This is a genomic window from Enterobacter sp. KB-280D8 (assembly GCF_041399405.1).
Lineage (GTDB): Bacteria > Pseudomonadota > Gammaproteobacteria > Enterobacterales > Enterobacteriaceae > Enterobacter > Enterobacter cloacae_N.
The window spans coordinates 47,000-66,427 of sequence record NZ_JBGKEC010000004.1 but is presented as its reverse complement, the minus strand read 5'-3'; the positions used below and the strand labels follow the sequence as shown (position 1 = coordinate 66,427).

Genomic DNA, 19,428 nt, shown 5'->3' with positions numbered 1-19,428 from the left:
ATCAGGTCGCTATAAATAGCAGATGCTTTTCCGTATGGCAATTATCTAAACGTAACACTTGACAAGCCTGTGAGGAAAAGCGTATTTGCGCACGCGGCCAGAACAGTTATTCATCAATCGTCTAATCCCTTATAAGACAATGGGAAGAGACGATCTCAGAGTCATATTATCGGCAGAAAGTTCCGCTTTATAAGCTAAAACCTCTACCCCCTGCTTTTGTGCCTCATTCAACAGTTGTGCGTATTTAGGATCGATATGGCGGGCAGGGGAAAACCGTTCAATGGCTGAATGCAACACCGCAAACAGCAATACGGCGCGTTTGCCCGCCGCCGCAACACTCATTAGCTCTCGCAGATGCTTCTGCCCGCGTAGCGTTACCGCATCCGGAAAGAAGCCATTTTCCTGTTCCGCTAACGTCACTGATTTTACTTCAATATAGCACTCAGGCCGGTCTTCCGCCTGTAACATGAAGTCAATTCTGCTGCCTTCATCGCCATATTTCACTTCACTTTTATGCGTACCGTAACCCACAAGTTCGGGAATGGCGCCATTAGTCAGCGCTTCCTTAACGAGCTGATTTGCGCGCAGGGTGTTAACGCAAATAAATGCCCCGTTTTGCGTCTCGGTTATTTCCCAGGTATGGGCATATTTGCGTTTAGTATTTTCTGACGTGGAATACCAGACCGTGTCACCCGGGGCGGCGCAACCGGTCATGGCGCCGGTGTTGGGGCAGTGCAGGGTGAGCGCTTCGCCTTCCGGCGTCACCACGTCGGCGAGGAAGCGTTTGTAGCGTTGGATCAGCGTGGCAGACTGGAGTGCAGGACTAAACTTCATCAGAATTCCTTGTGGTGTCGCCCAGCGTCCAGCGCTGTAGCGGCGTATAGCGGGTGCGTCCCTGTGCAAAGACGGATTCATAAAGCGCGAATTCATTGACCGGGAAAGCCCAATGAAAGCCCGGGGGCGGGATGGCAACGGCCTGACCGGCATCGCGCAATAACGTGATGTGCGGGTGAAACGGCTGCGGGCTTTGATAACAGCCGCTTCGCGCCGCCTGCGAGCGCAGCATATTGGCAAGCTGTAACAACCCGCGCGGCGGCTGGCGCGTCCCCAGCCAGACCACGCGCGAACGCAGCCACTGGCCCGCGTCGTCAAGGTGCAGCGTAAACGGTGGCTGAGAAATTCGCCCGGCCATGGCGGCCAACGCCCGCTGTTTTTCGGCGCTCACGTCACCCAGAAACGCCAGCGTAAGGTGCAGGTTGGCTGCCGCAACGGGTCGGCCCGCTTCCGGCGGAAAATGTTCCGCGCGCCAGCGAACGATGTGCCGCTGTACGGTGGTGGGCAATTCAATGGCAAAAAACAGCCGTTTCGACTCAGACATTCGGGGGGACTCGGTAATGATATGCGCCGATGCTACAATGTACGCCGACTAATGTTAACCCTCTGGAGCTGTTAGTGTCCTCATTGCCGGTCGCCGTCGTCCTTCCTGAGCTTCTCGCTGCCTTACAACATGCCCCGCAGGTTTTGCTTAACGCGCCTACGGGGGCGGGTAAATCTACCTGGCTGCCGTTGCAGATCCTCAAAGAGGGGAAGATTGCCGGAAAAATCATCCTGCTCGAGCCGCGCAGGTTGGCCGCGCGCAACGTGGCGCAGCGGCTGGCGGAACTGCTGAATGAAAAACCGGGTGAAACGGTGGGCTATCGGATGCGTGCCGAAACCTGCGTCGGCCCGTCCACGCGTCTTGAGGTGGTCACCGAGGGCATTCTCACCCGCATGCTGCAAAACGATCCGGAGCTGACCGGCGTCGGGCTGGTGATTCTGGATGAATTCCACGAGCGCAGCCTGCAAGCCGATCTGGCCCTCGCGCTGTTGCTGGATGTACAACAGGGACTGCGCGACGATCTCCGGCTGCTGATTATGTCGGCGACGCTGGACAACGAGCGGCTGCAGCAGACGCTGCCCGATGCGCCGGTTGTAGCCTCCGAAGGTCGAGCATTCCCTGTTGAGCGCCGCTATCTACCGCTTCCTGCCCATCAGCGTTTTGACGAAGCGGTGGCTGTTGCCACTGCTGACCTGCTTCGCCAGGAGCCCGGTTCGCTGCTGCTGTTTTTGCCCGGCGTGGGGGAGATTCAGCGCTTGCAGGAGCGGCTGGCCTCCAGGGTGGGCACTGACGTTATGCTTTGCCCGCTCTATGGTGCCTTGTCGTTGACCGAGCAGCGTAAAGCCATCCTTCCCGCCCCGGCGGGGCAGCGTAAAGTGGTGCTGGCAACCAACATTGCCGAAACCAGCTTGACCATCGAAGGCATTCGCCTGGTGGTGGATAGCGCGCAGGAGAGGGTGGCGAGCTTTGATCCACGCACCGGGCTGACGAAACTGCTGACGCAGCGCATCAGCCAGGCGTCAATGGTGCAGCGCGCGGGCCGTGCGGGGCGTCTTGAGCCGGGGATTTGCCTGCACTTGACCAGCGCGGAGCACGCTGAACGCGCGGCACAGCAAAGCACGCCGGAGATTTTACAAAGCGATCTCTCAGGGCTGGTGATGGATCTTCTGCAGTGGGGCTGCCCGAACCCTGAACAGCTCACCTGGCTCAATCCGCCGCCCGTCGTGAACCTCGCCGCCGCGCGCAGCCTGCTGACCCAGCTTGGCGCGCTGGAAGGTGAACGTCTGACGGCGCGCGGTCAGAAAATGGCGGCGCTGGGCAACGATCCGCGTCTGGCGGCGATGCTGGTGGCCGCGCAGGGAGAAGATGAAATTGCCACGGCGGCGAAACTGGCGGCTATTCTTGAGGAGCCGCCACGCGGAGGCAGCAGCGATCTGGGGCAGGCGTTTTCACGCAGTCAGGGAAACTGGCAGCAGCGGGCGCAGCAGCTGTGCAAACGTCTGAATAGCCGGGGCGGTTCACCTGACAGCGATAAGATTGCCTCCCTGCTGGCGCTGGCCTTCCCGGACAGGATTGCGCGCCGCCGCGGGCTTGACGGTCGCTATCAGCTGGCAAACGGTATGGGGGCGATGCTGGACAGCGATGATGCCCTGACGCGTCACGAGTGGCTGATCGCCCCGCTGTTGCTTCAGGGCAGCCAGTCTCCGGATGCGCGTATCCTGCAGGCGATTGCCGTGGACGTAGACGCCCTGACGCGCACCTGCCCGCAGCTGCTCCAGCAATCGGACATCGTGGAATGGGATGACGCTCAGGGGACGCTGAAGGCGTTTCGGCGTAGCCAGATTGGCAAACTGATCCTCGGGACGAAACCGCTGGCGAAGCCGTCGGAAGAAGAGTTACACCAGGCAATGCTGAACGGCATCCGGGAAAAAGGGCTGGGCGTACTGAACTGGACGCCGGAAGCCGAACAGTACCGTATTCGTCTGCACTGCGCCGCGAAGTGGCTACCAGAATACGGCTGGCCAGCGGTGGATGATGAGACGCTGCTGGCCACGCTTGAGCACTGGTTATTGCCACAAATGAGCGGCGTGCACTCTCTGCGCGCCCTTAAGGCGCTTGATGTTAAGACCGCGTTACAGAATTTACTGGACTGGTCATTACGTCAACGTCTGGATAGTGAGCTTCCAGGGCATTACACTGTGCCCACCGGGAGCCGGATTGCCATTCGTTATCATGAGGATAATCCTCCGGCGCTGGCGGTTCGGATGCAGGAGATGTTTGGTGAAGCCACCACGCCGTCTATTGCTGAAGGGCGTGTGCCGTTGGTGCTTGAGCTGCTCTCGCCTGCGCATCGTCCGTTGCAGATCACCCGCGATTTGGGGGCGTTCTGGGCGGGAAGCTACCGTGAAGTGCAGAAAGAGATGAAAGGGCGCTATCCCAAACACGTCTGGCCGGACGATCCGGCGAATACGGCGCCGACGCGGCGCACGAAGAAGTATTCATGAGTTAGGTGAAAGAGGGGAGTGCGGCCTGATGCCCTCACCCCGGCCCTCTCCCACAGGGAGAGGGAGAAAACACTAAAGACTTTCCTGACAGGAAAGTCTTGCTGTTTATTTTGAGAGATTTCTTCTTTCACAGGCCTGTGGAAGAAAAGAAAATCTGGCCTTTGCGCCTGAAAGTTGCGGAGAAAAAGCATGGCGGGGAATGACCGCGAGCCAATAGGACGTAAGGGAAAACCCGCGCGTCCGGCGAAAGAAAAGATAAGCCGTCGTCGCCTCAGAGATGAGGACTATGACGATGACTATGAAGACGATTATGAGGATGAAGAACCCATGCCGCGTAAAGGGAAAGGCAAAGGGCGTAAGCCTCGGGGCAAGCGCGGCTGGTTCTGGCTGCTGCTGAAGCTGTTTATTGTTTTTGTGGTGCTGATCGCGATTTATGGCGTCTATCTGGATCAGAAGATCCGCAGCCGCATTGACGGAAAAGTCTGGCAGCTGCCTGCGGCAGTGTATGGTCGCATGGTGAACCTTGAGCCGGATATGTCCATCAGCAAGAACGAGATGGTGAAACTGCTGCAGGCCACACAGTATCGTCAGGTCACGAAGATGACGCGCCCGGGCGAGTTTACGGTGCAGGCGAAGAGCATTGAGATGATCCGTCGTCCGTTCGACTTCCCGGACAGCAAAGAAGGGCAGGTGCGCGCGCGTCTGACCTTTGACGGCGATCGGCTGGAAACCATCGAGAACATGGACAACAACCGCCAGTTCGGTTTCTTCCGTCTCGATCCGCGTCTGATCACCATGCTTTCGTCGGCGAACGGCGAACAGCGTCTGTTCGTGGCGCGTAACGGTTTCCCGGACCTGCTGGTGGATACCCTGCTGGCAACCGAAGACCGCCACTTCTACGAGCACGACGGTATCAGCCTTTACTCCATCGGCCGTGCGGTGCTGGCGAACCTGACTGCGGGCCGTACCGTGCAGGGGGCGAGTACGCTGACCCAGCAGCTGGTGAAGAACCTGTTCCTCTCCAGCGAGCGTTCTTACTGGCGTAAAGCCAACGAAGCATACATGGCCGTGCTGATGGATGCGCGCTACAGCAAGGATCGTATCCTTGAGCTGTACATGAACGAGGTGTACCTCGGCCAGAGCGGCGATAACGAGATCCGCGGCTTCCCGCTGGCGAGCCTGTACTACTTTGGCCGCCCGGTAGAAGAGCTCAGCCTGGACCAACAGGCGCTGCTGGTGGGCATGGTGAAAGGGGCGTCCATTTACAACCCGTGGCGCAACCCTAAACTGGCGCTGGAGCGTCGTAACCTGGTGCTGCGCCTGCTGCAACAGCAGCAGGTCATTGATCAGGAGCTGTACGACATGCTGAGCGCACGTCCGCTGGGCGTGCAGCCGCGCGGTGGGGTGATCTCTCCACAGCCTGCCTTCATGCAGATGGTGCGTCAGGAGTTGCAGTCTAAGCTCGGGGATAAAGTCAAAGATCTCTCCGGCGTGAAGATCTTCACGACCTTTGATTCCGTGGCGCAGGACGCGGCAGAAAAAGCGGCGGTTGAAGGGATCCCGGCGCTGAAGAAACAGCGCAAGCTGAGCGATCTTGAAACCGCGATGGTGGTCGTTGACCGTAACACTGGCGAAGTGCGTGCGATGGTGGGCGGCGCCGAGCCGCAGTATGCGGGCTACAACCGTGCAATGCAGGCGCGTCGTTCGATTGGTTCTCTGGCTAAACCGGCGACCTATCTCACCGCGCTGAGCCAGCCGAATATGTATCGCCTGAACACCTGGATTGCCGATGCGCCAATCTCCCTGCGTCAGCCTAACGGCCAGGTATGGTCACCGCAGAACGATGATAAACAGTTCAGCGGCCAGGTGATGCTGGTGGATGCGTTAACCCGCTCCATGAACGTACCAACGGTTAACCTCGGTATGGCGCTGGGTCTGCCGGCCATTGTCGATACCTGGCAGAAGCTGGGCGTACCGAAAGATCAGCTGCACCCTGTTCCGGCGATGATTCTGGGGGCGCTTAACCTGACGCCGATCGAAGTAGCGCAGGCGTTCCAGACTATTGCCAGCGGGGGGAACCGCGCACCGCTCTCTGCCCTGCGTTCGGTGATTGCCGAAGATGGCTCCGTGCTGTATCAGAGCTTCCCGCAGGCGGAACGTGCCGTTCCCGCGCAGGCGGCCTATATGACGTTGTGGACGATGCAGCAGGTTGTGCAGCGCGGTACCGGTCGTCAGCTGGGGGCGAAGTATCCTGGTCTGCATCTGGCGGGTAAAACCGGGACCACCAACAACAACGTCGATACCTGGTTTGCCGGTATTGATGGCCGTGAAGTGGTGATTACCTGGGTAGGCCGTGACAACAACCAGCCGACCAAACTGTACGGGGCGAGCGGGGCGATGTCGATTTACCAGCGCTACCTGGCGAACCAGTCACCTGTGCCGCTAAATCTGGTTGCGCCGGAAGATATCGTCGATATGGGCGTGGATGGTTCCGGGAACTTTGTCTGCGGCGGCGGGATGCGTACCCTGCCGGTCTGGACGACCAACCCGGACTCGCTGTGCCAGCAGAGCCAGCCTGAACAGCCAACGGGCAACCCGTTCGATCAATCTTCTCAGCCGCAGCAGCCGCAGCAACAACCGGCTCAGCAGCAGAACGAGAAGAAAGACAGTGATGGCGTGGCCGGCTGGATCAAGGACATGTTTGGTGGAAACTAATTAATTTCCTGAATAAAAAAGCCGCTTTATATTAAAGCGGCTTTTTTTGTGATTTACACTTTGTAATTATTAAAAAAATTAAATTTTAAATTAAGTATTTTTAAGTTCATGTATTTTTCATTTAAAACATGCGGTTGTGGCTAACTGTATGTCTCGCCTCATTGTCCGCTCTGGACATAATAAAGAAAAATCTGATGTAATCTCCTCAAGAAATTCACTTGCTCTAAGGATATTTCTAAAGAGTTAGTGGCGTAACTGTCGGAGAACATTCTAACGCGAAATATTTGTAGCGAGAATGGATGCCTCTATCATCAAATATAAGGATATTATTATGAATAAGTATGTTGTTTCTTCGTTATTAGCCGGAAGCATAATGGCCGCGCTGTCTTTGCCTGTATTTGCATCGAACGATTCCGGTACGGTGAACTTTGCCGGAAAAATTGTTGCTGATACCTGCGAAATTAACGTGGATGGATCCGGAACTAACGCTTCCACCGTCACTTTCGCCGATACCTATCCTTCGGATTTTGGCGCTGATGGTACGGTTGGCACCTCAAAAGCCTTTAAGATTGAAGTGAAAAAATGTGACCCTCTGGTCGCTAAACTGAACCTCAAGTTCAGCGGCACGACGACAGACGCCGCGTACAAGCGTTTGAAGAACGATCTGACAGGCGCAGGTAATGCGACCAACGTAGGTATTATCGTCAGCAATGATAACGGCTCAAAAGGCGATGTTATTTTCGACGGTTCAGTACCGGATGCGGGTACCGATGTGAATAACGACGCGACCGGGGCAACGGCTTCTGTCTTTAACTACACCGCGAAAGTGATTCAGGTGGGGGATACCGCGCCAACTGCAGGCCATTACTCCTCCTCTGCAACATTCGAGGTTGTCTACCGCTAAGCAATGACTGGCAGCCTGAACGGCTGCCTTTTTGGAACATTGTATGAAGACTTTATTTAAATTGTTATGTGGTTGTTTAATTGTTTCCTGCTGTTCAGTACAGGCAAGTGTTGTTCTCGGCGGTACGCGAATTATTTATCCATCGAATAAATCTGAAGTTCAAATAGCACTTAAAAATAAAGATCCTCATACGCGTTATCTGGTGCAAAGCTGGGTCAGTTATCCCAATGATGCAAAAGCGCCTTTCATTATTACGCCTCCTGTTTACAAATTGCAGGAAAATCGTCAAACCCTTTTGCACGTTATTTTTACCGGCGATAAAAAAAGCCTGCCCGCAGACCGGGAATCACTGTTTCTGGCGAACGTTAAATCGGTATCGGCACTTTCACCTGAGCTGAAAGAGAAAAATACGCTGCAGTTTGCGATGAAAACGCGCCTCAAACTGTTCTGGCGCCCCGCTCAGTTGAAAGAAACCGATGCGCTGAGTGCCTATGAAAAAATCACTTTCCATCGCCAGGGTGACACGCTTATCGCAAACAACCCGACACCGTTTTACGTCTCGTTTGGCGAGCTTGCCGTTGGCGGGAAAAGCGTGCCGGTGAAAGAGACCAAAACCACGCCTGGAGCCATTTCCATGATGGTGGCACCGTTCAGCGAGCAGCGTTTCGCGTTACCGAATTCAGCAAAGGGCGCGGTGACCTGGACGGCAATCAACGATTTCGGTGGACAGACCCCGCAACGCAAACAGGCTCTTTAAATAATCATGTTGGTATTTTATGTCGTCATCTCTGCTCCACAAACAGGTACTGTCCGGGATCGCGCTGGCGCTGCTCGCCGCGATCCAGCCTGCAAGTGCCGATGACGAATTTAACCTGCGGATCCTTGAACTGGATACGCCGCTCGAAAATACCTCTACGCTACAAAACTTCATCAACGATAACGGGTTACTAGCCGGAAGCTACCTCACGACAGTTATGTGGGATCGGGACGTTGTGGATAAACGTCCCATCGCCTTCGTGCTCTCTGACGATAAACAGCGCCTGCTGCCGGAGCTAACGAAAGCGGACCTGCGTGATTACGGCGTGAAAGTTGACGCGATCCCGGACTTAAAAGATCTGGATGACGGCGCTTACGTTCGCGATATCTCCCATTTTATTGAAAATGCCCGTTACGAATACAATCAGGATGACCAGACCCTGAAGCTGGTCATCCCGCAGGTGTATCGCGACCACGCTGCCGCTGGCGCGATACGTCCAAAATTCTGGGATGACGGCGCGCCTGCCGCCTGGACAAGCTATCAACTCAGCGGCTCTCAGCAGCACTACAGCTCGGGCAAAACTTCTTCGACCTGGCTTGGCCTGGAGTCGGGGATTAACCTTGGAGCGTGGCGGCTGCGCAATAACAGCACCTGGAGCGACGCTTCCGGCTGGGAGGCCATTGCCAGCACGTTACAACGCGACATCAAAACGCTAAAAAGCCAGCTTGAGATTGGCCAGACGTATACCAACGGCGAGCTTTTTGACAGCGTCCAGATGACCGGCGTGAAGCTGGAAACGGACTCCTCTATGCTGCCCGTCAGCCAGCAGGGCTTTGCGCCAGTCGTGCGCGGTATTGCCAATAGCGATGCGAAAGTCACTATTAAGCAAAACGGCTACATCATTTATCAAACGAACGTCTCGCCGGGGCCGTTTGAGATCCGCGATTTAAGCCAGGTAACATCCGGCGCCGATCTGGAAGTGACTGTCGAAGAGGCGGACGGCAGCGAGCATAGCTTCATCCAGGCCAGCGCCTCGGTGCCGGTGTTGCAGCGGGAAGGTGGTTTTAAGTATTCACTGGCAGCTGGGCGCTATCGCGGTAATGAAGGTGAAGATGAACCGATCTTTGCGCAAGGTACGGCCATCTATGGTCTGCCTTACGGCGTTACGGCGTATACCGGCGCGATGGGGGCGTCCCTGTATCATGCTTTACTGTTGGGGCTCGGCGCCGACCTGGGACACTTCGGCTCGGCATCTGTCGATCTCACCGCCGCGCGTACCGCGTTTGATGACGGACGTGACGATGCCAGCGGCTTATCCTGGCGGGCTCAGTATTCGAAAGATATTCCTGACACGGATACGACCGTGACGCTTGCCAGCTATCGCTACTCCACCTCGGGTTTTTATACCTTTCAGGAAGCTCTCGATCAGCGTGACAGCGAGATCGATGACGGCATTTATACCTACCGCAGAACCAACAACCGCCGTAGCCGCATGCAGCTCAACCTTTCCCAGCGTATTTCAGACTGGGGCTCGGCCTATCTCAACGGCTATCAGCAGGATTACTGGGACATGGACGGCCACGAACGTAGCGTCAGCGCGGGGCTGAGCTCCAGCTGGCGCAATATCACCTGGTCGATAAGCTACAACCTGACCCGCACGCCAGATGCCGATACCGACCGGCAAATGGCGTTGACGGTCAATATTCCCTTATCGAAGTGGCTGCCTGATGCCTGGGCAACCTACAGCGCTAACACCGCCAGCGGTGGGTTTGTTTCGCATCAGGTCGGGCTCGGCGGTACTGCTCTTGAGGACAATAAGCTGAGCTATAACCTCCAGCAGACCTACGCCAGCCAGGATACGGGCTACGGTGGCAGCCTGTCCGGGCGTTACCGCGGCGCTTCCGGTGAAGTGGGGATGGGGTACAGCTACGGCGGCGACAATCGACAGTGGAACTACAGCGCTCAGGGGTCAATCGTTGCTCACGAGCATGGCGTGACGCTGGGGCAACCCGTGCGCGACGCCTTCGCCATTGTGCACATTAAAGATGGCGATAACGTCAAAGTGCAAAACGGACGCGGCATTTCAACCGATCGTTTTGGTAACGCGATCGTTCCCTCCCTGACCGCCTATCGACACAACGTCATTACGGTCAACACTCAGGATCGGGAAGATATTGATATCGACGCGGCGACGAAGGATCTCGTCCCGACGAAAGGCGCCGCGCTGCACGCCACCTTCGATGCCCGCGTTGGACGACGCGCGCTGGTGACCTTGCGCTATGCGGGCAAACCCGTGCCGTTTGGTGCCGTCGTAGCGCTGGATAACACCACTGCCATCGTGGGTGATGACGGTGAGGTTTACCTGACGGGGCTGTCCGGCAAAACCACGTTTAGCGTGCAGTGGGGGGAAGAGCGCGATCGGCAGTGTCAGGGGACGCTGGATATTCCTTCAGAGAGCCCGGCAGGGATCGTCAAAGCAACGGTCAACTGCCATTAACAGAGGTATTTCATGATTCTCCACCGTTCAGTCAATACGTTTCTCTCGCCCGTGCTGCTTTTGCTGGCGGGCCTTTTTTTCCATTCAGCCCGGGCAGAATGTACCTTTAACGGCAGCGCTGGCGTGGATGCTGTGGTGACGTTTCAAATTCCTCCGGTGATTGTTGTCCAGCCAGACACGCCCGTCGGCACCGTGATTTATGATGCCAGCGTTGAAAGTAAAGAGGTGCTGGTGGACTGTAGCGGTGAAGCGCAAATTCGGCGCGGATATCTGTATCTGACCGATACCGACGCGCGGGATGATGTGATGACCGGGGTTTACCAGACCAACGTGCCGGGTATTGGCATCCGTGCGGCATCGTCGAACGAGCAGTTCCCCAGCTACAACGAGGAAGATATCCTCAGGCCGATGCACTATCTGGGATCGACGCATGGAAGCTCGCAGAGCAAATCGGTATTTCGTGCCGCCGCACAGCTGGTGGTGACGGGCGATATTCAGGAAGGGTATCTCGATACCTCACGATTAACCTCAATGGACATTCTGGGCAACGCGGTGATAGGTGAGATGCGTTTTTCTCCTGCCAGCGTTCGCATTACAACCAACACCTGTAACCTGGTTGACCGAAACATTTATGTGCCGCTGAAAACGGTCAACACCCAGGACTTTAACGGCCAGTACTCAGACATACTCACGGACAGCAGCTTCAGGATTGAAATCACCGACTGTGCGGCGGGCACAAAGGTTGATTATCAGTTTACCAGCGCGGGTTCAACGGGGGTCACGAACGGCAATATTCTCGGCATTGCTGCCGGAGACTCTGCCGCCGATGGCGTCGGCATACAGATCCTTGACCAGAATAATACGGTGCTGCAGTTTGATCAGAACTACACGGCCATAACCAGTACGCAGGACAAAGTCCCTGTCGAGATCCCGCTCAAGGCCCGCTACATCAAGACGGGAGAGATTAAAGCCGGCAAAGTCGACTCTGTCGCGACGTTCGAAGTCTTTTACCGATAATCCATCCTGCCCGCTCCGGCGGGCTTAAACGATCATTTCACTACACTTATTAACCCCCTGTTTTCATCTGGTTAATTCTTAAACCCTTAAATCTTGTAGGGCCGCTTACTGCTTGCTATGCAACCAGCGTTTCGCATATTATTCTGCGGTCATAATAATAATTCTCGTTTACGTTATCATTCACTTTTCCATCAGAGATAAACATGGCGCTTTCCAATACTGCTCAGCCAATTACCACGTCGCTGCGTAAAGTCGCGGCGGTCGTAGCCACAGCGGTTGCCGGCATGTCTACGTACGCACATGCTGCCGAAACCCAGAAAAAAGAAGAAACCATTACGGTAACCGCAGCACCTGCTGCCCAGGAAAGTGCCTGGGGGCCCGCTGCGACTATCGCTGCAAGGCAATCCGCCACCGGCACGAAAACGGATACGCCAATCCAGAAGGTTCCGCAGTCTATTTCTGTGGTGACGGCCGAAGAGATGGCGCTGCACCAGCCGCGCTCGGTGAAAGAAGCCCTGAGCTACACGCCGGGCGTTGCGGTAGGCACGCGCGGTGCGTCTAATACCTACGACTATTTGATCATTCGCGGCTTCGCGGCGGATGGGCAGTCGCAGAATAACTACCTCGACGGCATGAAAATGCAGGGGAACTTCTACAACGACGCGGTAATTGACCCTTACATGCTGGAGCGCGCCGAGATCATGCGCGGTCCGGTTTCCGTTCTGTACGGCAAAAGCAGCCCTGGCGGTTTGCTGAACATGGTCAGTAAGCGCCCGACAACCGAACCGCTGAAAGAGATCCAGTTCAAGGTGGGTACGGACAGCCTGTTCCAGACCGGCTTTGATTTTAGCGATGCGATCGATGATGACGGTGTTTACTCGTACCGTCTGACGGGCGTTGCGCGTTCGAACAATTCGCAGCAGGAAGGTAAAGGCGAACAGCGTTATGCCATCGCGCCATCGTTCTCCTGGCGTCCGGATGAGAAGACCACCTTCACATTCCTCTCTTACTTCCAGAACGAGCCTGAAACGGGCTACTACGGTTGGTTGCCAAAAGAGGGGACGGTTGATCCGCTGCCTAACGGCGATCGTCTGCCAACGAACTTCAACGAAGGCGCGAAGAACAACACCTATTCCCGTAACCAGAAGATGGTGGGATACAGCTTCGACCACGAATTCAACGATACCTTTACCGTGCGTCAGAACCTGCGTTATGCGCAGAATAAAACCTCGCAAAACAGCGTCTACGGCTACGGTATGTGTTCTGACCCGCTCTATTCGAGTAATCCGGCATCCAGCCCTTGCGCCAGCATTCCTCAATCGCAGTGGGGCCATACGTTGACTCGCCAGTATGTGATCGATAACGAGAAGCTGGAAAACTTCACTGTCGACACGCAGTTGCAGAGCAAGTTCGCGACGGGTTCGTTCGATCATACGCTCCTGACCGGCGTGGATTTTATGCGCATGCGTAATGACATCGATTCGTGGTTTGGTTATGCCGGTTCCGTAGCTCCCTCTGATATCTATAACCTCGATCGTAGCGATTTCGATTTCGGTTCACATCCTGGGCCGTCAGGTGCTTATCAGGTGCTGAACAAGCAAAAGCAGACCGGTATTTATGCTCAGGATCAGATCGAGTGGGATAAAGTGCTGGTAACGCTGGGTGGCCGATATGACTGGGCCAATCAAGAATCTTACAACCGCGTGACAAATACGACTTCCGAGCGTAATGACACCCAGTTCACCTGGCGTGGCGGTGTTAACTACCTGTTCGATAACGGCGTCACCCCGTACTTTAGCTACAGCGAATCGTTTGAACCGGCTTCGCAGACCGGAGCGAGCGGCAACGTCTTTGCACCGTCTAAAGGCAAACAGTACGAAGCGGGCGTGAAATACGTGCCGAACGATCGTCCGATCGTTGTCACCGGCGCGTTGTACCAGCTGACCAAAACCAACAACCTGATGGCCGACCCTGCGGGTTCCTTCTTCTCCGTTGAAGGCGGCGAGATCCGCGCCCGTGGCGTAGAGCTGGAAGCGAAAGCGGCCCTGTCTGCGAGCGTGAACGTTGTCGGTTCATATACCTACACCGATGCCGAGTACACCACGGACACCAACTACAAAGGCAACACGCCTGCTCAGGTGCCAAAACACATGGCGTCGCTGTGGGGCGATTACACGCTGTTTGATGGTGCACTGTCCGGTCTGACGCTGGGTACCGGCGTGCGTTATACGGGCTCCAGCTATGGCGATCCGGCGAACTCCTTCAAAGTAGGCAGCTACACCGTGGTGGATGCGCTGGTCAGATACGATCTTGCTCGCGTTGGCATGGCTGGCTCTAACGTTGCGCTTCACGTGAACAACCTGTTCGATCGTGAGTACGTCGCCAGCTGCTTCAATACCTACGGCTGCTTCTGGGGTGCCGAACGTCAGGTTGTTGCCACCGCGACCTTCCGCTTCTAATCGCTTTTTGGGCACGGTTCGCCGTGCCCTTTTTATTTAAGTTGGCTGACATGCAGGATAATAAAACGCAATCCGACACCACCTTTACGCTCAATCAACTCTCCTTTCGCGTACCCGGGCGCACGCTGCTGCATCCGCTCTCTCTGACGTTTCCGGCCGGTAAAGTGACGGGCCTGATTGGCCACAACGGCTCCGGTAAATCCACGCTGCTTAAGATGCTGGGGCGCCATCAGTCGCCTTCAGAAGGCGCTATTCTGCTGGATGACCAGCCGCTGGAGAGCTGGAGCAGCAAAGCTTTTGCTCGCAAAGTGGCCTATCTGCCGCAGCAGTTGCCGCAGGCGGAAGGGATGACGGTGCGTGAGCTGGTGGCGATTGGGCGTTATCCGTGGCACGGTGCGCTTGGGCGCTTCGGCGTCGCCGACAGAGAAAAAGTGGAAGAGGCGATTGCGCTGGTGGGGCTAAAACCACTGGCGCACCGTCTGGTGGACAGCCTGTCCGGCGGTGAACGTCAGCGGGCGTGGATTGCGATGCTGGTGGCGCAGGACAGCCGCTGCCTGCTGCTGGATGAACCGACCTCTGCGCTGGATATCGCCCATCAGGTGGACGTGCTGGCGCTGGTGCATCGCTTAAGTCAGCAACGTGGCCTGACGGTGATCGCGGTCCTGCACGATATCAACATGGCGGCACGCTACTGTGACTACCTCGTCGCGCTGCGCGGCGGCGAAATGATTGCCCAGGGCACGCCGTCTGAACTGATGCGCAGCGAAACGCTGGAACATATTTACGGTATTCCGATGGGGATTTTGCCTCACCCGGCCGGGGCTGCACCGGTGAGCTTCGTATACTGATGCTGGATAACATTTCCCTTAGCCGCCGTCGTCTTCTGACGGCAATAGCGCTCTCACCGCTGCTGTTTAAAATGAATGCGGCGCGCGCTGCCACCGTCGATCCGCACCGCATTGTGGCGCTGGAGTGGCTGCCGGTCGAACTGATGATGGCGCTGGGCGTCACACCGTATGGCGTGGCGGATATTCCAAACTATAACCTCTGGGTGAACGAGCCTAAGCTGCCGGACTCGGTGATCGACATCGGCCTGCGCACGGAGCCAAACCTCGAACTGCTCACTCAGATGAAACCGTCGTTCCTGTTCTGGTCTGCGGGCTACGGTCCGTCAGAAGAGACCATGGCGCGGATTGCGCCCGGGCGCGGTTTTTCCTTCAGCGACGGTAAAAAACCGCTGACCGTGGCGAAAAACTCCATTAACGAGATGGCGCATTTCCTCAACCGCGAGGCGGAGGCCAAAAAGCATCTCGATGACTTCGATGCCCTGATTGCCGGACTGAAGCCGCGCTTTGCTAACCGGGGCGATCGCCCGCTGCTGATGGTGACGCTGCTGGATGCCCGCCATATGCTGGTCTTCGGTAAAAACTGCCTGTTCCAGGAGGTGCTGGACAGCTTCGGCATTAGCAATGCCTGGGAAGGGGAGATGACCTTCTGGGGCAGCACCGCCGTCGGTATCGATCGTCTGGCGGCGTTTCGCGATGTGGACGTGCTGTGCTTCGACCACGGCAACGAACGCGAGATGCAAACGCTGATGGCGACGCCGCTCTGGCAGGCGATGCCATTTGTGCGCGAGAAGCGCTTCCAGCGCGCACCTGCAGTATGGTTCTACGGCGCGACGCTGTCGGCCATGCATTTTGCCCGCGTGCTGGATAACGCGCTGGGAGGCAAATCATGAGTACGCGTATCGCCCGTTTCCCGGTGCTGCTGTTGTTCCTGCTTTTCCTGGTTGCGCTGGCTCTCACCGGGTTCAATCTCTCGACGGCATTACCGCGCGCACAGTGGGGCGCCGCGCTGGCCTCGCCGGATATCGACAATATTCAGCAGATGCTGTTCCACTACAGCCTGCTGCCGCGTCTGGCGATTTCACTGCTGGTCGGGGCCGGTTTAGGGCTGGTAGGCGTGTTGTTCCAGCAGGTGTTGCGTAACCCGCTGGCAGAGCCGACAACCCTGGGCGTCGCGACGGGGGCTCAGCTTGGGATCACGATAACCACGCTCTGGGCGTTACCCGGGGCGTTAACCGCGCAGTTTGCCGCTCTCGCGGGAGCGTGCGTGGTGGGGGCGCTGGTCTTTGGCGTTGCCTGGGGCAAGCGCCTTTCCCCGGTAACGCTGATCCTGGCCGGGCTGGTCGTCAGCCTCTACTGCGGCGCGATTAATCAGCTGCTGGTGCTGTTCCATCACGATCAGCTGCAAAGCATGTTCCTGTGGAGTACCGGTACGCTCACCCAGACCGACTGGAGCGTTGTGCAGCGCCTGTGGCCGCAGCTGGCGGGCGGGGTCGTGCTGACGCTGCTGCTGCTGCGTCCGCTGACGCTCATGGGGTTGGATGATGGCGTGGCGCGCAACCTGGGGCTGGCGCTGTCGCTGGCTCGCCTGGCGGCGCTCACCCTGGCGATTGTGCTCAGTGCTCTGCTGGTTAACGCGGTCGGCATCATCGGGTTTATTGGCCTCTTTGCGCCCCTGCTGGCGAAAATGCTCGGGGCGCGTCGCCTGCTGGCGCGTCTGCTGCTGGCGCCGCTGATTGGCGCGCTGATCCTCTGGCTTTCCGATCAGATCATTCTCTGGCTGGCGCGCGTCTGGATGGAAGTGTCTACGGGGTCGGCAACGGCGCTTATCGGGGCGCCTCTGCTGCTGTGGCTGCTCCCGCGCCTGCGCAGTATCAGCGCGCCGGCGATGGACGCCGGCGATAAGGTCTATGCTGAACGTCAGTCGGTGCTGTGGTTCAGCCTTGCCGGTCTGGCGGTGTTGCTTATCGCCTCGTTTGCCGCCCTCGCGTTTGGGCGCGATGCCGCAGGCTGGCACTGGGCAACGGGTGACTTACTCAACGAACTATTACAATGGCGCTGGCCGCGTATTCTCTCTGCGTTGTTTGCTGGCGTAATGCTGGCGGTCGCCGGCTGTATTATTCAGCGTCTCACCGGCAACCCGATGGCAAGCCCTGAAGTGCTGGGGATCAGCTCCGGCGCTGCTTTTGGCGTGGTGCTGATGCTGTTCCTGGTGCCGGGCAATGCGTTTGGCTGGCTGATGCCTGCCGGAAGTATCGGTGCGGCGGTCACGCTGATGATTATTCTGGTTGCCTCGGGCCGCGGCGGATTTTCTCCACACCGCATGCTGCTGGCCGGTATGGCCCTCAGCACCGCCTTTACCATGCTGCTGATGATGCTACAGGCGAGCGGCGATCCGCGCATGGCGAAGATCCTGACCTGGATTTCCGGCTCAACGTACAACGCCACCGCCAGCCAGGTTGCCTGGTCAGGAAGCGTTATGATCGTGCTGCTGGCAATTGTGCCGCTGTGTCGTCGCTGGATGACCATTTTGCCATTGGGGGGCGAAACCGCGCGTGCGGTTGGCTTAGCGCTGACGCCAACGCGCGTCGCGCTTCTGCTGCTGGCGGCGTGTCTGACGGCAACCGCCACCATGACCATCGGTCCGCTGAGCTTTGTAGGGTTGATGGCACCGCATATCGCCAGAATGATGGGTTTCCGCCGAACGATGCCGCATATTGTGATGTCGGCCCTGACGGGCGGGGTCATTCTGGTGTTTGCCGACTGGTGTGGAAGGATGGTGCTGTTCCCGTATCAGATCCCGGCGGGCCTGCTGTCGACCTTTATCGGAGCGCCGTACTTTATCTATCTGTTGAGAAAGCAGAGTCGGTAATAAAAGTAAACGGCAATCCCTGGATTGCCGTTTTAGTGTTTGCTCCCTCTCCCCGTGGGAGAGGGTTGGGGTGAGGGCACCAGGCCGCACATCTTACAACTTCGCAAACACCTTACGCGCAGCGTCGATGGTGTTATTGATATCTTCTTCGCTGTGCGCCACGGACATAAAGCCCGCTTCGAACGCGGACGGTGCCAGGTACACGCCTTCTTCCAGCATCAGGTGGAAGAAGCGCTTGAAGCGTTCAACGTCGCACTTCACCACGTCCTGGTAGCAGGTCACGGTTTTCGCATCGGTGAAGAAAATCCCGAACATGCCGCCGACGTGGTTAACAACCAGCGGAACCCCCGCTTCTTCTGCGGCTTCCAGCAGACCGTTTGCCAACTGTGTGGTGCGGTCCGTCAGGGTTTCATGAATACCCGGCTGCGCCACTTCGGTCAGACAGGCGAAGCCCGCAGCCATGGCAATTGGGTTACCGGAGAGTGTGCCCGCCTGGTAAACCGGGCCGGTTGGCGCCAGGGCCTCCATCACGTCCTTACGACCACCGAAAGCACCGACCGGCATGCCGCCGCCGATGATTTTGCCGAGGCAGGTCAGGTCCGGCTCAACGCCGTAGTAAGACTGGGCACCCGCCAGCGCCACGCGGAAGCCGGTCATGACTTCATCGATGATCAGCAGCGCGCCGAACTCGTCGCACAGGGCGCGCAGGCCCGGCAGGAAGTCAGGCTGCGGAGGGATGCAGTTCATGTTGCCCGCAACCGGCTCAACGATAATGCAGGCGATCTCCTGCGGATACTGCTCGAACGCCGCGCGAACGGTGTTCAGATCGTTGTAGGTGCAGGTCAGGGTGTGCTTCGCGAAATCCGCAGGTACGCCAGGCGAGTTTGGCTGGCCGAGCGTCAGCGCGCCGGAGCCTGCTTTAACCAGCAGGCAGTCCGCATGGCCGTGGTAGCAGCCTTCGAACTTGATGATTTTGTCGCGACCGGTAAAACCGCGCGCCAGGCGGATGGCGCTCATGGTGGCTTCAGTACCGGAGTTCACCATACGCACCATGTCCATGGTAGGCACCAGTTCGGTAACCAGCTCCGCCATTTTCACTTCCATCTCGGTTGGCGCACCGAAGCTCAGGCCGCGCTGCGCGGCTTCGATGACCGCGTTACGAATGGCAGGGTGGTTATGTCCGAGAACCATCGGCCCCCAGGAACCGACGTAATCGATATAGGCTTTGCCATCGACATCATACAGATACGCGCCGTCAGCACGTTCAATAAACAGCGGCGTTCCGCCCACGCCGGTAAAGGCGCGAACAGGTGAGTTCACGCCACCTGGGATAAGCTCGCGGGCTGCACTGTAGAGGTTTTCAGACTTGCTCATGGCGTCGTTCCTGGTTCGTATAAAATGATTAAGCACACTATTCTAAGTGATTCGTGGAAGGTTATGAAATTTTTAGCCGGGTAATGCTTTAAGATTTGTTAAGTAT

General features: G+C 57.2%; 13 protein-coding genes. 10 read left to right on the top strand and 3 right to left on the bottom strand.

Annotated elements, in window-relative coordinates; translation table 11 throughout:
- Positions 1 to 129 precede the first annotated feature (129 nt).
- Positions 130 to 834 (bottom strand): DNA/RNA nuclease SfsA, encoded by a 705-nt coding sequence (gene sfsA / locus AB8818_RS13295; RefSeq protein WP_116342572.1) that lies wholly within the window; start codon positions 832 to 834, stop codon positions 130 to 132.
- Positions 824 to 1,378 carry an RNA 2',3'-cyclic phosphodiesterase gene (gene thpR / locus AB8818_RS13290; RefSeq protein WP_116342574.1) on the bottom strand — a complete coding sequence of 185 codons (555 nt, stop codon included), beginning with the start codon at positions 1,376 to 1,378 and terminating at the stop codon, positions 824 to 826. The genes sfsA and thpR overlap by 11 nt, the downstream gene beginning before the upstream one ends.
- Before the next feature lie 74 nt (positions 1,379 to 1,452).
- Here thpR and hrpB point away from each other — a divergent pair, with 74 nt between their 5' ends.
- From hrpB to fhuB, 10 genes are all read left to right on the top strand, one after another.
- Positions 1,453 to 3,882, top strand: coding sequence for an ATP-dependent helicase HrpB (gene hrpB / locus AB8818_RS13285; RefSeq protein WP_192982021.1), 2,430 nt, complete (start codon positions 1,453 to 1,455; stop codon positions 3,880 to 3,882).
- Positions 3,883 to 4,071: 189 nt separating this feature from the next.
- Entirely contained in the window at positions 4,072 to 6,597 is a 2,526-nt protein-coding gene (gene mrcB, locus AB8818_RS13280; protein WP_166710151.1) for a bifunctional glycosyl transferase/transpeptidase, read from the top strand.
- Positions 6,598 to 6,892: 295 nt separating this feature from the next.
- Entirely contained in the window at positions 6,893 to 7,501 is a 609-nt protein-coding gene (locus tag AB8818_RS13275) for a fimbrial protein (protein WP_166710153.1), read from the top strand.
- 43 nt (positions 7,502 to 7,544) lie between these two features.
- Entirely contained in the window at positions 7,545 to 8,258 is a 714-nt protein-coding gene (locus AB8818_RS13270; RefSeq protein WP_116342584.1) for a molecular chaperone, read from the top strand.
- Between the two features lie 19 nt (positions 8,259 to 8,277).
- The gene (locus AB8818_RS13265) at positions 8,278 to 10,755 is read left to right on the top strand and encodes a fimbria/pilus outer membrane usher protein (protein WP_166710155.1); all 2,478 of its coding nucleotides are present in this window, start codon (positions 8,278 to 8,280) and stop codon (positions 10,753 to 10,755) included.
- A gap of 12 nt (positions 10,756 to 10,767) precedes the next feature.
- A complete protein-coding gene (locus tag AB8818_RS13260) occupies positions 10,768 to 11,772 on the top strand; it encodes a fimbrial protein (protein ID WP_371199903.1) in 1,005 nt (334 codons plus the stop codon).
- A 203-nt stretch (positions 11,773 to 11,975) separates the two neighbouring features.
- Positions 11,976 to 14,231 carry a ferrichrome porin FhuA gene (gene fhuA / locus AB8818_RS13255; RefSeq protein WP_192982024.1) on the top strand — a complete coding sequence of 752 codons (2,256 nt, stop codon included), beginning with the start codon at positions 11,976 to 11,978 and terminating at the stop codon, positions 14,229 to 14,231.
- A 50-nt stretch (positions 14,232 to 14,281) separates the two neighbouring features.
- On the top strand, positions 14,282 to 15,079 hold the full coding sequence (gene fhuC / locus AB8818_RS13250; protein ID WP_192982026.1) for a Fe3+-hydroxamate ABC transporter ATP-binding protein FhuC: 798 nt from the start codon (positions 14,282 to 14,284) through the stop codon (positions 15,077 to 15,079).
- Positions 15,079 to 15,969 carry a Fe(3+)-hydroxamate ABC transporter substrate-binding protein FhuD gene (fhuD, locus tag AB8818_RS13245; RefSeq protein ID WP_192982029.1) on the top strand — a complete coding sequence of 297 codons (891 nt, stop codon included), beginning with the start codon at positions 15,079 to 15,081 and terminating at the stop codon, positions 15,967 to 15,969. The genes fhuC and fhuD overlap by 1 nt, the downstream gene beginning before the upstream one ends.
- Positions 15,966 to 17,948, top strand: coding sequence for a Fe(3+)-hydroxamate ABC transporter permease FhuB (fhuB, locus tag AB8818_RS13240; protein ID WP_163330345.1), 1,983 nt, complete (start codon positions 15,966 to 15,968; stop codon positions 17,946 to 17,948). Before fhuD ends, fhuB begins: the two co-directional genes overlap by 4 nt.
- A 93-nt stretch (positions 17,949 to 18,041) precedes the next feature.
- Here fhuB and hemL read toward each other — a convergent pair whose 3' ends face one another.
- Positions 18,042 to 19,322, bottom strand: coding sequence for a glutamate-1-semialdehyde 2,1-aminomutase (gene hemL, locus AB8818_RS13235; RefSeq protein ID WP_116342595.1), 1,281 nt, complete (start codon positions 19,320 to 19,322; stop codon positions 18,042 to 18,044).
- Positions 19,323 to 19,428 lie beyond the last annotated feature (106 nt).

Excerpts from the sequence above, each read along its gene's own strand:
- thpR (WP_116342574.1), bottom strand. The coding sequence starts at position 1,378 with ATGTCTGAGTCGAAACGGCTGTTTTTTGCCATTGAATTGCCCACCACC.
- fhuA (WP_192982024.1), top strand. The coding sequence starts at position 11,976 with ATGGCGCTTTCCAATACTGCTCAGCCAATTACCACGTCGCTGCGTAAA.
- AB8818_RS13265 (WP_166710155.1), top strand. The coding sequence starts at position 8,278 with ATGTCGTCATCTCTGCTCCACAAACAGGTACTGTCCGGGATCGCGCTG.
- AB8818_RS13275 (WP_166710153.1), top strand. The coding sequence starts at position 6,893 with ATGGATGCCTCTATCATCAAATATAAGGATATTATTATGAATAAGTAT.
- AB8818_RS13260 (WP_371199903.1), top strand. The coding sequence starts at position 10,768 with ATGATTCTCCACCGTTCAGTCAATACGTTTCTCTCGCCCGTGCTGCTT.
- fhuD (WP_192982029.1), top strand. The coding sequence starts at position 15,079 with ATGCTGGATAACATTTCCCTTAGCCGCCGTCGTCTTCTGACGGCAATA.
- fhuC (WP_192982026.1), top strand. The coding sequence starts at position 14,282 with ATGCAGGATAATAAAACGCAATCCGACACCACCTTTACGCTCAATCAA.
- mrcB (WP_166710151.1), top strand. The coding sequence starts at position 4,072 with ATGGCGGGGAATGACCGCGAGCCAATAGGACGTAAGGGAAAACCCGCG.
- hemL (WP_116342595.1), bottom strand. The coding sequence starts at position 19,322 with ATGAGCAAGTCTGAAAACCTCTACAGTGCAGCCCGCGAGCTTATCCCA.
- fhuB (WP_163330345.1), top strand. The coding sequence starts at position 15,966 with ATGAGTACGCGTATCGCCCGTTTCCCGGTGCTGCTGTTGTTCCTGCTT.
- AB8818_RS13270 (WP_116342584.1), top strand. The coding sequence starts at position 7,545 with ATGAAGACTTTATTTAAATTGTTATGTGGTTGTTTAATTGTTTCCTGC.
- sfsA (WP_116342572.1), bottom strand. The coding sequence starts at position 834 with ATGAAGTTTAGTCCTGCACTCCAGTCTGCCACGCTGATCCAACGCTAC.